Genomic DNA, 14,553 nt, shown 5'->3' with positions numbered 1-14,553 from the left:
TGCCGCACCGCCGCACTACGTGCCGCCCGCGTCGCCGCCAAACCAAACGACCGTTTGATCTTGCCGCCCCGCCGCCGCGAATCCTTTGTCGTGTCGGGGGTCGGGGGGCCCTTGGCGGACGCCCGCTGTTTGGTAACGCCGCTCTAGCGCGCTATGCCACACTGCACCGCATCGACGTCCGCGGCGTGCATTGGCCGCGCGCCCGCGTCGATCACGACAAGACATGGAGACAGACGATGCGGAATGCGGTCCGGCGCGGCCAACGCACGCCTTTGGCAATTTTCGACTGGATGAACGGCCCGCGACGTGCGGCCGCCTCGGTGACCTCCGGCACCGCCCGCGCGCTCGGCTGCGGCACGCTCGCGCTCGCGCTGCTCTGCACGGGTTGCGCGGAATCGGCGGCGCAGCGCGACGGCAACGCATCGGTCACAGCGACGAAGATCGAACGCACCAAGGCCGAACGCCTCGCCCATGAACAGCAGATCGCGCGCACGGTGCCCTCACTTGCGTCGCTCAGCCTCACGCAACCGCGCCCGTTCACGTTGCGCGACTCCGGCCAGAACGGCGCGATGACGTTCCTGCGCGATGTCGATTTCCGCATCGTCAACAACCTCGGCTTCTTCATCCACCAGTTGTCCGCGACGCTCGTGCCGACGCAGGCCGGCGCACCGATCGTGTTCGACGATCCGACGAGCTTCGAGATCGACGTGCACGAAGGCGCGGTCACGCTCGACAACGCGAAGCTGACCGCGCTCTTCAACACCTACATCTTCGGTTACCGCAACGCGCCGCTGCGCAAGCTCGCCGTGTCGGCCGGCGACGGCGTGATCCATTTGCAAGGCGAGATGCAGCGCGACGGCTGGGTGCCGTTTTCGCTGACCGGCACGCTCGCGATCCGCGACGGCAGCCAGCTCGTGTTCCACCCGACCGGTGTGCGCGTGTCGGGAATCAACGCGCAGCCGGTGATGCGCGCGGCCAACGTGAAAATGGCCGACCTGCTGAAGGTCGAAACGCCGATCGCGCGGCTCGCCGGCGACGATCTCGTGATGTCGGTCGACAAGCTGATGCCGCCGCCGCGATTGAAAATCAGGATCACGGCGCTGCGCGTGACGCCGGCCGGCCTCGACCTGACGCTCGACGACGGCTCGCACGCCGGCTTCGCACTGCCCGCGAACGCGCCGCAACAGGCGATGTACATCCGCGGCGGCGACGTGAAGTTCATGCGCTCGATGCCGATGAACGCCGACATCCTGATCGGGCCCGTCGATCCGACCAAGCGCGACCAGAATTTCGTGTTCGACCTGTATCACTATCGCGACCAGGTATCGGCCGGCTATTTCAATTTCGACGAAAGCGGTGCGATGGCGATCCGGATGCCGTCGTATGCGGGCCCGGCGAGCGGCGCCGCGCTCGGCAACGCGGCCGCTCGCCTGAACGACAGCTTCCTCGCCGCGCAGCAAACTGCGCTGCGCGACTCGCGCCAGCACTGGGAGGCATTTGCGCTCGCGGCCAGCTCGGTGCAGCCCGGCATGCAGAAAGTCGCGATGCGGCGCACGTCGACCACGCCGTTCAACGAACGGCACGTGTCGAACCGCCACCCGACGATCCATCTGCACAACGTCGATTTCAACCTATCCGGCGACATCGGCTTTCATGTCGAGGATCTCGATGTCCAGCTGATCGCGAAGCGGCCCGGCGAACCCGTCGATCTCGACGATCCGAACCAGTACGACATCCGGATCCTCGGCGGGACGGTCGTCGAATCGTGGAAAGCGATGTCGGCGCTCTTCAACAACTACCTGCTCGACTACTCGCCGCGCTCGCTGAACGACCTGCAGTTGAGCGCGGACGGCCAGGATCTGCGCGTGCAGGGCGGCATCAAGCTCTGGAATCACGTGCCGGGCGTGTGGCTGCCGACCGACATGAAGGGCTCGCTGTCGGTGCTCGACGATCGCCACCTCGCGTTCAAGCCGTCGCAGGTATCGGTGCTCGGCATCCCGCAGGCGACGCTGCTGCGCTCGCTCGGCATCGAGCTCGCGTCGCTGACGCCGCTGCAGCGCCGCGGCGCGGAACTGCGCGGCGACACGCTCGTGCTCGATCAGTACACCGTCTTTCCGCCGCCGGTGCTGAACGGCAAGCTCGGCCAGGCGACGGTCGAACGCGACGGGCTGCGGCTCACGTTCCGGCGGGCAGCCGATGCACCGCTGCCGAAGCGGCCGCAGATCGACGCGCCGAGCTACATGTGGATGGAAGGCGGCGACATGAAGATGTTCAACGTACTCGAGCTGAACGTGCGCGCGCTGATCCGGAACTCGGCCGAGGCCGGCCCGATGCGCTTCGACCTGTACGACTACCGCAGCCAGGTCGCGCAGGGGTCGGTGCGGATGCTGCCCGACGGCACGCTGGTCGTCGACATGGGCAAGCCGAATCCGCTCGCAGCGCGTTGACGCGGTGGGCCAGCATGCATGAAAAAAGCCCGGTGGCGCATCGCCAGCGGGCTTTCTTCTTGATACGAGCGTCGCGCTCAGTCGTGCTTCAGTCCGTCGATCACATCGAGGAGCGCCTGCCGCAACGCGATCACGTCGACCGCTGCACCCGGCTTGCCCGATGCACGCGCCTCGGAAGCCGGTGCGTCCGGCTCGTCCGATGCGGCAGCCGCCCGTTCGCCGCCCGGCGAATCGAGCCGGTTGCGCGCGCCGTTGATCGTGAACCCCTGTTCGTACAGCAACTCGCGAATCCGCCGGATCAGCAGCACTTCGTGGTGCTGATAGTACCGACGATTGCCGCGCCGCTTCACCGGCCGCAACTGCGTGAATTCCTGTTCCCAGTAACGCAGCACGTGCGGCTTGACCCCGCACAGTTCGCTGACTTCGCCGATCGTGAAGTAGCGCTTCGCGGGAATCGGAGGCAAGACGACTTTCTCAACCGTAGTGGTCATCGTCGGTTAACCGTCGGTAAAGGGTGCGCGGCGGCCGCGCGGAGACGTCAGTGCGCGGGCGTTATCGTTACTCCGCGCCGTTTTCGACCAGCGCCTTCAGCTTCTGGCTCGCGTGGAAGGTTACCACCCGGCGGGCCGCGATCGGGATCGCCTCGCCCGTCTTCGGATTGCGGCCCGGACGCTGCGGCTTGTCGCGCAGCTGGAAGTTGCCGAACCCCGACAGCTTGACGCTTTCACCGTTTTCGAGCGCGTCGCGGATCACTTCGAAGAACGCCTCGACCATGTCCTTCGCTTCACGCTTGTTCAGCCCGACGCTGTCGAACAGCAGCTCCGCCAGCTCCGCTTTCGTCAGCGTCGGCGTCTCGGCAGACGCCGGCGCCGAAGCGTCGCGGTTCATGGCGCTGCGTTGCGCCGTCAGGAGGGCTTCGAATTCACTCGAGGTCATGTCGTTCATATCTGCCATACAGCGCGTTAAACCAAAACTTGCGAGGGGGAAAAGCCACCCGCGCACGGGCGGCCCCTCTCCTTAGCCGCGCAGGCGTGCACCGGCACGAGCCATCCGCTCGACCAGCGTCTGGATCGCCTGATCGACGACCTCGTCCTGTAGCGTGCCAGCCGCGTCCTGCAGCGTGACACGGAAGGCAAGGCTCTTCTCGTGCGCCGCAAGACCACCGGAAGTATTTGATTTTGCACGAAATTCGTCGAAGAGTACAACCTTCTGAACGAATCGGCAGGCGTCCTCGGCCAGCGCCTTCTTCATTTCGTCGAAAAGTGCCTGAACCTCGACCGCCTGATCGACGACCACGGCGATATCGCGCCGGACCGGCGGGAATTTCGACACGTCGGTCGGGGCCGGCAGCGCACGCGCGATCAGCGCATCCGTGTCGATTTCGAACATCACCGGCGCGTGCGGCAGCTCGTACTTCTGCATCAGGCGCGGATGCAGCTCGCCGATCCAGCCGACCGCACGGCCATCGACTTCGATGCGTGCGCTGCGGCCCGGATGAAGGGCCGGATGCTCGGCCTTCACGAAGCGTGCGGCGGCCGGCGCGAGCAGCGCCTCGAGATCGCCCTTCACGTCGAAGAAATCGACCGCGCGCGTCGCCACGCCCCACTGTTCGTCGACCGCCGGGCCGTATGCGAGCGCGCCGACCCGCTTCGGCTGCGTGTAGCCTTCGACGGTCAGCTCGCCGGCCTTCGCCGACGCATCCGCGACGAACACGCGGCCTGCCTCGAACACGCGCACGCGATCGGCGCGACGGTTCAGGTTGTGGCGCAGCACCGAGATCAGGCTGCCGAACAGCGTCGTGCGCATCACCGACAGCTGGCTCGCGATCGGGTTCAGCAGACGGATCGGGTTGTCGTTGCCGGCGAAATCGTGCTCCCACTCCGCATCGACGAAGCTGAAGTTGACCGTTTCCGCGTAGTCGCGCGCCGCGAGCGCATGACGGATGTCATGGATCGAACGCTGCGTCTCGTTGGTCGCGCGCATCTCGCTCGTCGCGACCGGCGGACGCGCCGGAATCTTCTCGAAGCCGTAAATGCGCGCGACTTCCTCGATCAGGTCTTCCTCGATCTCGATGTCGAAGCGGTGCGACGGCGGCGTGACGAGGAATGCGTCGTCCTCACGCTCGAACGGCAGCGCGAGGCGCGTGAAGATGTTCGCGATTTCGTCGGCGTCGATCTTCACGCCGATGATGCGGTTCGCGCGCGACACGCGCATCTTCACCGGCGCGCGCTGCGGCAGGTTCACTGCCTGGTCGTCGACCGGGCCGGCCTTGCCGCCGCAGATCTCGAGAATCAGCTGCGTGATGCGCTCGACGTGCTCGACGGTCGTCGCGTAATCGACGCCGCGCTCGAAGCGATGCGCCGCGTCGGTCGAGAAGTTGTACTTGCGCGCGCGACCGCGGATGCTGTCCGGCCACCAGAACGCGGCTTCCAGATAGATGTTGGTCGTGTCGAGCGTGACGGCCGTGCTGTCGCCGCCCATGATGCCCGCGAGGCTTTCGACCTGCCGATCGTCCGCAATCACGCCGACCGTTTCGTCGAGTTCGACCGTGTTGCCGTTCAGCAGCTTCAGCGACTCGCCGCGCTTGCCCCAGCGCACTTCGATGCCGCCGTGGATCTTGTCCAGGTCGAACACGTGCGACGGACGACCGAGCTCGAACATCACGTAGTTCGAGATGTCGACGAGCGCCGACACGCTGCGCTGGCCCGAACGCTCGAGGCGCTCGACCATCCATTGCGGCGTCTTCGCGTGCGCGTTCACGCCGCGGATCACGCGGCCCGAGAAGCGGCCGCACAGATCGGGCGCGGCAATGCGCACCGGCAGCGTTTCGTCGAGCTCGACGCGCACCGGACGGATATCGACCGGCGTCAGCGGCGCACCGGTGATCGCGGCCGTCTCGCGCGCGATGCCGAACACCGACAGGCAGTCGGCCTTGTTCGGCGTCAGCTTGATTTCGAAGATCGTGTCGTCGAGATTGAGCGCATCGCGGATGTCCTGGCCGACCGGCGTGTCTTCCGGCAGGATCAGCAGACCGCCGTGGTCTTCCGACAGCTTCAGCTCGCGCGCCGAGCACAGCATTCCCTGGCTCTCCACGCCGCGCAGCTTCGACAGCTTGATCGCGAACGGCTTGCCACCCTCTTCTGCCGGCGGCAATTCCGCGCCGACCAGCGCGACCGGCACCTTGATGCCGGGCGCCACGTTCGGTGCGCCGCACACGATGTTCAGCGTCGCGCCGGTGCCGGCGTCGACCTGGCAGACGTTCAGCTTGTCGGCATCCGGATGCTTGACGACTTCGAGCACGCGGCCCACGACGATCTTCGACGTCGGCGGCGCAGCGTTGCTCAGCGATTCGACTTCGAGCCCCGCCATCGTCAGCGCGTGCGACAGTTCGTCGGTCGTCAGCTGCGGGTCGACAAAGGTTCTCAACCAGGATTCAGGGAATTGCATGGATGTCTACGTTCGAAACAGGTTAGATCGACGCCCGGGCCCCGTCTCATCGTGCGACGGGGCGTGCGCGGGCACATGTCGGCGCGGCGCGTGCGTTATGCGAACTGGCGCAGGAAACGCAGGTCGTTCTCGAAGAACAGCCGGAGATCCTGCACGCCGTAGCGCAGCATCGTCAGGCGCTCGAGGCCGCTGCCGAACGCGAAGCCGATGTAGCGCTCGGGATCGAGCCCCATGTTGCGGATCACGGTCGGATGCACCTGCCCCGAGCCCGAGATCTCGAGCCATTTGCCGGCGTTCTTGCCGTGCTCGAACATCATGTCGATCTCGGCCGACGGTTCCGTGAACGGGAAATACGACGGACGGAAGCGCACGAGGATGTCGTCGCGCTCGAAGAATTTCTTCAGGAAGTCGGTGTAGACGCCCTTGAGGTCGGCGAAGCTGATGTTTTCGTCGATCCACAGCCCCTCGACCTGATTGAACATCGGCGAGTGGGTCGCATCGCTGTCGACGCGATACGTGCGGCCCGGCGCGATCACCTTGATCGGCGGACGGTTCATGCGCGCATAACGCACCTGCATCGGGCTCGTGTGCGTGCGCAGCAGCAGCTGGCGGCCGTCGGCATCCTTGCCTTCGACGTAGAAGGTGTCCTGCATCGAACGCGCCGGATGGTTCTCCGGGCTGTTCAGCGACGTGAAGTTGTACCAGTCGGTCTCGATTTCGGGGCCGTCGGCCACGTCGAAACCGATCGAGCCGAAAATCTGTTCGACACGCTCCCACGTGCGCATCACGGGGTGCAGGCTGCCGGCACCGGCGCCGCGACCCGGCAATGTCACGTCGATCGCTTCGGCAGTGAGGCGCTGATTCAGCAGCGCGTCGGCCAGTGCCTGGCGACGGGCGGTCAGCGCGGCTTCAACCTGCTGCTTCGCGACGTTGATGCGTGCGCCTTCGGTCTTGCGTGCTTCGGGATCGAGCTTGCCGAGGCCCTTGAGCAACTCGGTCAGCGCACCCGACTTGCCGAGAAATCGTGCTTTCTCGTTTTCGAGCGTGGTGATGTCGGCAGCCTGTTCGAAGGACTGCTGCGCGTCGGCGACAATCTGGTCCAGATCCATAGATCCCATCATTTCCAACGTCATTCGGTCTTGGCGAGCGAATCCGCCCACCAAACAAAAAAGGGGCTCGGAAGAGCCCCGTTTTCGCTGCAGCGGCCGAGACTACCGGAACCTCGCTGCAACTAACCACGCAGTGCTAATTTCGCAATTAGGCTGCAACGGCGGCTTTCACCTGCTTGACGATCGCAGCAAAAGCAGCCTTGTCGAACACCGCCATGTCGGCCAGGACCTTACGGTCGAGTTCGATCGACGCCTTCTTCAGGCCGTTGATGAACACGCTGTAGGTCATGTCATGCTGGCGAACTGCCGCGTTGATACGCGTGATCCACAGTGCGCGGAACACACGCTTCTTGTTGCGGCGATCGCGGTACGCGTACTGACCAGCGCGCATCACCGCCTGCTTGGCGATGCGGTAGACGTTATTGCGACGGCCGCGATAACCCTTGGCCAGGTTGATGATCTTCTTGTGGCGGGCCCGTGCGGTTACCCCACGTTTGACTCGAGGCATGTTTCTCTCCTTAGAGTATCAGTTGAGGGGTTACGCGAACGGCAGCATCGCGCGGACGGAGTTCAGATCGGAATCATGAACTGCCGTTGCGCCGCGCAGGTGACGCTTGTTCTTCGTGGTTTTCTTGGTCAGGATGTGACGCTTGAAGGCTTGACCGCGCTTGACGGTACCGCCCGGACGCACCACGAAGCGCTTTGCAGCACTCTTCTTGGTCTTCATCTTAGGCATGACGAACAACTCCAGTTTATTAGATGGCGATGGGTGTGCGGTTGGCTTGCGCCCTTGACCCGCCCTTCGAAACCCAGTCCACTTGTGTACGGCGCCCGCTTGCGCAGCCGCCGTCGTTGTTGGCGCGCCGCCCTGACCGGGCCACGCACCGAACCACTGTCGAACCCGCGCGCGTGGCGCGCCGGCTCGTTACTTCTTTTTCTTCGGCGAGAGCACCATGATCATCTGGCGCCCTTCCATCTTCGGCATCTGCTCGACCTGACCGACTTCCTCGAGATCCGTGCGCAGACGCTCAAGCATCCGCATACCGATTTCCTGGTGAGCCATTTCGCGGCCGCGGAAACGCAACGTGATCTTCGTCTTGTCGCCCTCTTCGAGGAAGCGCACGAGGTTGCGGAGCTTGACGTTGTAATCCCCGTCATCGGTACCCGGGCGGAATTTGACTTCCTTCACCTGGATGACCTTCTGCTTCAGCTTCGCTTCGTGCTGCTTCTTGGACTCCTGATACTTGAACTTGCCGTAGTCCATCAGACGGCAGACCGGCGGAACGGCCTGCGGCGCGATTTCCACGAGGTCAACGTCCAGCTCTTCCGATCTACGGAAAGCATCAGCGAGTTTTACGATACCGAGCGGTTCGTTCTCGAGCCCGACCAGACGCACTTCCGGCGCAGTGATTTCACCGTTGATGCGATGCGACGACTTATCAGTAGCGATGTTACGTTTCCTCTAAAAATTAAAAAAACGAGCCGCGCTGCCAGGGCGGTTACTTGAACGAGCGCAGGTCTTCCTGCAGACGCTCAACGAAGGCTTCGACCGGCATAACGCCAAGATCGACGCCGCCACGGGCACGCACGGCTACCGTTTGCGCATCACGCTCCTTATCGCCCACGACGAGGAGATAAGGCACCTTTTCCAGCGTGTGCTCGCGTATTTTATAGCTAATCTTCTCGTTGCGCAAATCGGCCGCCACTCTAACCCCTTGTTTTTGCAACGTTTGGGTCAGAGATTGTGCATATTCGGCCTGACTTTCGGCGATATTGAGCACAATTGCCTGGTACGGCGCGAGCCAGGCGGGCATCGCGCCCGCATGGTGCTCGATCAGAATGCCGAGGAATCGCTCCATCGAACCGACGATCGCACGGTGCAGCATCACCGGCCGGCGGCGGCTGTTGTCTTCCGCGACGTACTCGGCGCCGAGGCGCTCCGGCAGCACCATGTCGAGCTGCAGCGTGCCGCACTGCCACGAACGGCCGAGCGCATCCTTGATGTGGTATTCGATCTTCGGGCCATAGAACGCACCCTCGCCCGGCAACTCTTCCCACGACAGGCCGCACGCAGTCAGCGCGTCGCGCAGCCCCTGCTCGGCGCGATCCCACGTTTCATCCGTGCCCGCACGCTGCTCGGGGCGCAGCGACAGCTTGATGTCGATGTGATCGAAACCGAAGTCCTTGTACACGCTCATCGCCAGCGTGTTGAACGCGATCGATTCCGAGATGAACTGGTCTTCCGTACAGAAGATGTGCGCATCGTCCTGCACGAAGCCGCGCACGCGCATCAGGCCGTGCAGCGCCCCCGACGCCTCGTTGCGGTGGCACGAGCCGAATTCCGCGTAACGCAGCGGCAGGTCGCGGTACGAGCGCAGGCCGTGCTTGAACACCTGGACGTGACCCGGACAGTTCATCGGCTTGATCGCGTAGTCGCGCTTCTCCGACTCCGTCGTGAACATGTTCTCGCGGTAGTTCTGCCAGTGGCCCGACGCTTCCCACAGCGAGCGGTCCATGATCATCGGCGTCTTGATCTCGAGGTAGCCGGCTTCGTTCACGCGGCGGCGCATGTACTGCTCGACCTGCTGCCACAGCGCCCAGCCCTTCGGATGCCAGAACACCATGCCCGGCGACTCTTCCTGCATGTGGAACAGGTCGAGCTGCTTGCCGAGCTTGCGGTGGTCGCGCTTTTCCGCTTCCTCGAGCATGTGCAGGTACTGGTCCTGGTCTTCCTTCTTGGTCCAGGCCGTGCCGTAGATGCGCTGCAGCTGCTCGTTCTTCGAGTCGCCGCGCCAGTACGCGCCCGCGACCTTCATCAGCTTGAAGACCTTCAGCTTGCCGGTCGACGGCACGTGCGGGCCGCGGCACAGGTCGGTGAAGCCGCCGTGCGAGTACAGCTTGATTTCGTCGCTTTGCGGAATCGATTCGATGATCTCGGCCTTGTACTTCTCGCCGATGCTGCGGAAATAGCCGGCCGCCTCGTCGCGCGACACGACACGGCGCGTAACGGGCTCGTCCTTCTTCGCGATCTCCTGCATGCGCTTTTCGATCTTTTCCAGATCTTCGGGCGTAAACGGGCGGTTGTACGAGAAGTCGTAGTAGAAGCCGTTGTCGATCACCGGGCCGATCGTCACCTGCGCGTCCGGATACAGTTCCTTCACGGCATACGCGAGCAAGTGCGCGGTCGAGTGACGAATGATGTCGAGACCGTCGGCGTCCTTGTCGGTGACGATCGCAAGCGCTGCGTCGCGATCGATGACCGTGGACGTGTCGACGAGCTCGCCGTCGAGCTTGCCGCCAAGCGCAGCCTTCGCGAGGCCGGGACCGATCGAGGCCGCAACCTCGGCAACTGTCACCGGATGCTCGTATTGTCGAACTGAGCCGTCAGGCAAGCGTATCGAAACCATAGCAATCTCCGTGATGCCGACAGTGGGCGGCAAACCAAAAGCACGCGATATCAAGTCACGCGCGAAAATTTCGCGACAAAAAAAATGCGGCCCCGCTTTCGAGGGGCCGCATTCGATACTTCACTCAAACTGAAAGGACGAAAACGTTCCTCGACTAGCGTCGCTCCGAAAGGGTTTCGGTCAACGTTCGCGGTGTCATAACCGTATTCGCCTTGTTCGCGTTGAGTTATTTACTGCATCGAACACCCGGAAGCCGGGCATTCTCAATTCGTTGGTAGGCTCGATTGGACTCGAACCAACGACCCCCACCATGTCAAGGTGGTGCTCTAACCAGCTGAGCTACGAGCCTAGTGAAGCTAAGATTATATGGAGCGGTTGCTCACTTGGCAAGTGTTTTATGCAGTCGCAGCAAAAGAACGCTGTTCCAACCCCATCCGTTACACAGCGTCACGCCTTCCGCCCTGCGCGCACGACGCCCGACACTTCGCCGAGCAGCGCGCACGCCCGCTGCACCTGTGCCGAATTCGACACCTCGACCGTGAACTGCATGAATGCCGCATTGCGGCGGCTCTGCGTCTTCACGCCCACCACGTTCATCTTCTCGCGTGCGAACACTTCGGAGATGTCGCGCAACAGGCCTTGCCGGTCGCTCGCCTCGATCATCAGGTCGACCGGATAGACGGACACGCCGCGCCCGCCCAGCACGTCGGCCGACCAGGTGGTCTGCAGCACGCGCTCCGGTGCCCGTTCGGCCATCCGCCGGAACGTCGGGCAGTCGCTGCGGTGGATCGACATCCCCTTGCCGCGCGTCACGAAGCCGCTGATCGGGTCGGGCGGCGCCGGCCGGCAGCAACGCGCAAGCTGGGTCAGCAGCGCATCGACGCCGACCACCAGCACGCCGGTCGACGCGCCGTGCGCGACGCTCGCGCCGCTGCTGCGCTTCTCGAAATCGGCAGGCGCCTCGGGCGCATGCTCGGGCGGCGGCGCATCGGACAGCGCCTGCTCGACGTTGCGCAGGCTGAATTCTTCCTTGCCGACGACCGAGAACAGCTCGTCGGGCGACTTGAAGCCCAGCTTCGCGGCGAGGTTGTCGAGGTTGACCGACGTCTTGCCCTCGCGCTGCAGCGTCTTTTCGACGAGCGCGCGACCGTGCGCGATGTTCTCTTCCGCCTCGATCGAGTTGAACCACGCACGCACCTTCTGCCGCGCACGCGGACTCTTCAGGTAGCCGAGCTGCAGGTTCAGCCAGTCGCGCGACGGGCCGCCCTCCTTCACCGCGACGATCTCGACCGTCTGGCCGTTCGCGAGCGACGTGTTCAACGGCACCATCACGCCGTCGACGCGCGCGCCGCGACAGCGATGGCCAAGCTCGCTGTGCAGGTGGTACGCGAAATCGACCGGCGTCGCGCCCTGCGGCAGCGCGATCACGCGTGCCTGCGGCGTCAGCACGTAGATGTGGTCGTCGTCGAGCGACGTCTCGCGCAGTTGCGCCCACGCCTGGTCGCCCGATACCTCGCCACCGTCCTCGACGTCGTCCTTCCACGCGAGCAGCTGGCGCAGCCATGCGATCTTCTCGTCGTACTTGTCGCTCGCCGAGAACTGGCCGCCATAGCCGCGCGCGCCCGCTTCCTTGTAGCGCCAGTGCGCGGCGACGCCGTACTCGGCGAAACGGTGCATTTCCTGCGTGCGGATCTGCACTTCGAACGCGCGGCCGTCGTCGCCGATCACGACCGTATGCAGCGACTTGTAGCCGTTCGGCTTCGGGCGCGAGATGTAGTCGTCGAATTCCTTCGGCACCGGCTGCCACAAGTGATGCACGATGCCCAGCACCGCGTAGCAATCCTTGATGTCCGGCACGATCACGCGGAATGCGCGCACGTCGTACAGCTCGGAAAAGTCGAGCTCCTTGCCGCGCATCTTGCGCCAGATGCTGTAGATATGCTTCGGCCGCCCGCTCACGTCGGCCGGGATGTGCGCTTCCGCCAGCTCGTGCTGGAGCCGCTCGATCGCCTGCGCGACGTACGCCTCGCGTTCGATGCGCTTCTCGTCGAGCAGCTTCGCGATGCGCTTGTAGGTGACCGGATCCTCGAAGCGGAACGCGAGATCCTCGAGCTCCCACTTCAGTTGCCAGATGCCGAGACGGTTGGCGAGCGGTGCGTAGATCTCGAGCGTCTCGCGCGCGACGTCGGGCGGCGGATCGATCTTTACCGCCGCGTAGTAGCGCAACGACTGCAGCCGCGACGCCAGCCGGATCAGCACCACGCGGATGTCCTGCGCGAACGCGAGCAGCATCTTGCGCAGCGCCTCGATCTGCGTGCGCCGCTCTTCGGCCGCGTCGCGCCCGGTGTCGGGCTTCGCGTTCTGCGCGGCGCGCAGGCTGACGGTGCCGAGCCGCAGCAGCTTGCGCACGTCGGACACGAGGCGCGCGACCTCTTCGCCGAAGCGTTCGGTCAGCTCCCGTTCGGGATCGTTCAGGTGCGGCGTCAGCACGAACAGCGCGGCCGCCTGCATCGCGTGCGGATCGACGTTCAGCGTGCGCATGATCGATGCCGTGCCCGCCGAGTGATCGGCGAGCAGCTCACCTGACGACAGGCGCGCGTCGCCGGCCCGCTCGCGCACGAACGCGAGCACGTCGTCGAACGACGGCGCCGCGACGGAAGAAGCGGAAACGGATTCGGTCATTGCACGGCCTGCCGGAATACGGTCATCGTCGGATAACGCTCAGCTCCGCTGCGCGGCGACGACGACGATCTCGACGAGCAGCGCCGGATCCGCAAGCTTCGCCTCGACGGTGGCGCGCGGCGGCGTGTTGCCCGCTGCGACCCATGCGTCCCACTCCGCATTCATGCCTTCGAAGTTCGCGAGATCCGAGATGTAGATCTGCACCGACAGCAGATGCGCCTTGTCGCTGTTCGCTTCGGCGAGCAGGCGGTCGATGTGGCCGAGCACTTCGCGCGTCTGGCCGCGGATGTCCTGCGTGGTGTCTTCGGCGATCTGGCCCGCCAGATACACGGTACCGTTGTGAATCGCGGTTTCGGAGAGACGGGCCCCGACGTGGTGACGAATGACTGCCATGAAATGTTCCGGTCGTGATGGGTAAGGAATCGGGCGGCGGCACGGCCCGCGTGCCGCCGAACCGCATATTATGACGCGTTTATGCGTCGCCTTCGACGAAAAACCGCCGCGCGAGCGCAATCTGGTCGGCGCTGACGAACGCCGGCGCGTGGCCCGCACCCGGAATCTCGACCTGCGTCACATGCCGGCCGCGGCGGACCATTTCGGCCGCCGTCTCGCGCGACAGCAGATCGGACGTCTCGCCGCGCACGACGAGCAGCGCCGCGTCCGTCGTCTCGATCGCGCGCCACAGCGCGGCCTCGCCGAGCGCGGCCAGTTCGGGCGTCGTCGCCTTGAACGGCTCGGCGATGCGCGGGTCGTAGCGCATCGTCCAGCCGCCTTCGGGCAGTTCATGCAGCAGCGGCCCGTTGATCTCGCGCCACTCGTCGGCGCTCAGCGCACCGAACGGCAGCGACAACGACGTCAGATAGTCGATGCCCTCCTGCTCGGTCGCAAAGCGCGGCTGCACGCCGAGATACTCGCCGATGCGCGTCAGCGAATCGGGCTCGATGCGCGGGCCGACGTCGTTGACGATCATCCGGCGCAGCGGCGAACCGGGCAACCCGGCGAGCGCCATGCCGATCAGGCCGCCCATCGACGTGCCGAACCAGTCGACCGATTCGACGTCGAGCCGTGCAATCAGCGTCACCATGTCGGCCACGTACTGCGGAATCGCGTAGAGCCGTGGATCGGCCAGCCGGTCCGATCGGCCACGCCCGGCGACATCGGGACAGACGACGCGATACGTATCGGACAGCGCGGCGGCCAGCCGGTCGAAATCGCGCCCGGAGCGGGTCAGCCCGTGCACGCAGACGAGCACGCGCGAATTTGCGGGGTCGCCCCACTCGGTATAGGCGACGTAGTGAAGACCGGCCGCGCTCGCACACTGCACGCGCCGCTGGCGGGAAACCGGGGGATTCGCTGGGGTCGTTGGCATCGTTGGCATCCTGTCGAACGGGGGGCGACGCGCGGGGCAACGCTTGCGACGCCCGATGAAAACGATTGTAAACCGCTTCGGAATGACGGGGC

The 14,553-nt window shown here is 64.7% G+C and carries 12 protein-coding genes and 1 tRNA gene; 1 reads left to right on the top strand and 12 read right to left on the bottom strand.

The features are described from left to right. Positions 1–236 precede the first annotated feature (236 nt). The gene (locus tag C7H84_RS17335; RefSeq protein ID WP_121859911.1) at positions 237–2,447 is read left to right on the top strand and encodes a hypothetical protein; all 2,211 of its coding nucleotides are present in this window, start codon (positions 237–239) and stop codon (positions 2,445–2,447) included. 77 nt (positions 2,448–2,524) lie between these two features. On the opposite strand, the gene C7H84_RS17330 is transcribed toward C7H84_RS17335, so the two are convergent. The 12 genes from C7H84_RS17330 to C7H84_RS17270 all read right to left on the bottom strand — a co-directional run bounded on the left by C7H84_RS17330 (position 2,525) and on the right by C7H84_RS17270 (position 14,461). After that, positions 2,525–2,938 carry a MerR family transcriptional regulator gene (locus C7H84_RS17330; RefSeq protein ID WP_121859910.1) on the bottom strand — a complete coding sequence of 138 codons (414 nt, stop codon included), beginning with the start codon at positions 2,936–2,938 and terminating at the stop codon, positions 2,525–2,527. Between the two features lie 67 nt (positions 2,939–3,005). Next, positions 3,006–3,392: an integration host factor subunit alpha gene (locus C7H84_RS17325; RefSeq protein WP_040144036.1), complete on the bottom strand. Its 387-nt coding sequence runs from the start codon at positions 3,390–3,392 to the stop codon at positions 3,006–3,008. 72 nt (positions 3,393–3,464) lie between these two features. Next, a complete protein-coding gene (gene pheT / locus C7H84_RS17320; RefSeq protein ID WP_121859909.1) occupies positions 3,465–5,894 on the bottom strand; it encodes a phenylalanine--tRNA ligase subunit beta in 2,430 nt (809 codons plus the stop codon). 95 nt (positions 5,895–5,989) lie between these two features. Further along, entirely contained in the window at positions 5,990–7,003 is a 1,014-nt protein-coding gene (pheS, locus tag C7H84_RS17315) for a phenylalanine--tRNA ligase subunit alpha (RefSeq protein ID WP_050012469.1), read from the bottom strand. Positions 7,004–7,151: 148 nt separating this feature from the next. Continuing rightward, complete coding sequence (rplT, locus tag C7H84_RS17310; RefSeq protein WP_004192938.1) at positions 7,152–7,511, bottom strand: 50S ribosomal protein L20; 360 nt, start codon at positions 7,509–7,511, stop codon at positions 7,152–7,154. Between the two features lie 30 nt (positions 7,512–7,541). Next, positions 7,542–7,739 carry a 50S ribosomal protein L35 gene (rpmI, locus tag C7H84_RS17305; RefSeq protein WP_004191477.1) on the bottom strand — a complete coding sequence of 66 codons (198 nt, stop codon included), beginning with the start codon at positions 7,737–7,739 and terminating at the stop codon, positions 7,542–7,544. Positions 7,740–7,928: 189 nt separating this feature from the next. Continuing rightward, complete coding sequence (gene infC, locus C7H84_RS17300) at positions 7,929–8,453, bottom strand: translation initiation factor IF-3 (RefSeq protein ID WP_121859908.1); 525 nt, start codon at positions 8,451–8,453, stop codon at positions 7,929–7,931. 49 nt (positions 8,454–8,502) lie between these two features. Then, a complete protein-coding gene (gene thrS, locus C7H84_RS17295) occupies positions 8,503–10,410 on the bottom strand; it encodes a threonine--tRNA ligase (protein WP_121859907.1) in 1,908 nt (635 codons plus the stop codon). A 272-nt stretch (positions 10,411–10,682) separates the two neighbouring features. After that, positions 10,683–10,759 (bottom strand) — tRNA-Val (locus tag C7H84_RS17285). Positions 10,760–10,857: 98 nt separating this feature from the next. Then, positions 10,858–13,092, bottom strand: a complete 2,235-nt coding sequence (locus tag C7H84_RS17280) for a bifunctional (p)ppGpp synthetase/guanosine-3',5'-bis(diphosphate) 3'-pyrophosphohydrolase (RefSeq protein ID WP_121859906.1) — start codon at positions 13,090–13,092, stop codon at positions 10,858–10,860. 39 nt (positions 13,093–13,131) lie between these two features. Further along, positions 13,132–13,485 carry a RidA family protein gene (locus C7H84_RS17275; protein WP_121859905.1) on the bottom strand — a complete coding sequence of 118 codons (354 nt, stop codon included), beginning with the start codon at positions 13,483–13,485 and terminating at the stop codon, positions 13,132–13,134. Between the two features lie 79 nt (positions 13,486–13,564). After that, positions 13,565–14,461: an alpha/beta hydrolase gene (locus C7H84_RS17270; RefSeq protein WP_121859904.1), complete on the bottom strand. Its 897-nt coding sequence runs from the start codon at positions 14,459–14,461 to the stop codon at positions 13,565–13,567. Positions 14,462–14,553 lie beyond the last annotated feature (92 nt).

This window comes from Burkholderia sp. Nafp2/4-1b, from assembly GCF_003635165.1.
Taxonomy (GTDB): domain Bacteria; phylum Pseudomonadota; class Gammaproteobacteria; order Burkholderiales; family Burkholderiaceae; genus Burkholderia.
This window is presented reverse-complemented; position numbering and strand designations above follow the sequence as displayed.

Coding starts and splice junctions, on each gene's coding strand:
- C7H84_RS17280 (WP_121859906.1), bottom strand. CDS start 13,092: ATGACCGAATCCGTTTCCGCTTCTTCCGTCGCGGCGCCGTCGTTCGAC.
- C7H84_RS17335 (WP_121859911.1), top strand. CDS start 237: ATGCGGAATGCGGTCCGGCGCGGCCAACGCACGCCTTTGGCAATTTTC.
- C7H84_RS17325 (WP_040144036.1), bottom strand. CDS start 3,392: ATGAACGACATGACCTCGAGTGAATTCGAAGCCCTCCTGACGGCGCAA.
- C7H84_RS17275 (WP_121859905.1), bottom strand. CDS start 13,485: ATGGCAGTCATTCGTCACCACGTCGGGGCCCGTCTCTCCGAAACCGCG.
- pheT (WP_121859909.1), bottom strand. CDS start 5,894: ATGCAATTCCCTGAATCCTGGTTGAGAACCTTTGTCGACCCGCAGCTG.
- C7H84_RS17270 (WP_121859904.1), bottom strand. CDS start 14,461: ATGCCAACGACCCCAGCGAATCCCCCGGTTTCCCGCCAGCGGCGCGTG.
- rpmI (WP_004191477.1), bottom strand. CDS start 7,739: ATGCCTAAGATGAAGACCAAGAAGAGTGCTGCAAAGCGCTTCGTGGTG.
- pheS (WP_050012469.1), bottom strand. CDS start 7,003: ATGGATCTGGACCAGATTGTCGCCGACGCGCAGCAGTCCTTCGAACAG.
- C7H84_RS17330 (WP_121859910.1), bottom strand. CDS start 2,938: ATGACCACTACGGTTGAGAAAGTCGTCTTGCCTCCGATTCCCGCGAAG.
- thrS (WP_121859907.1), bottom strand. CDS start 10,410: ATGGTTTCGATACGCTTGCCTGACGGCTCAGTTCGACAATACGAGCAT.
- rplT (WP_004192938.1), bottom strand. CDS start 7,511: ATGCCTCGAGTCAAACGTGGGGTAACCGCACGGGCCCGCCACAAGAAG.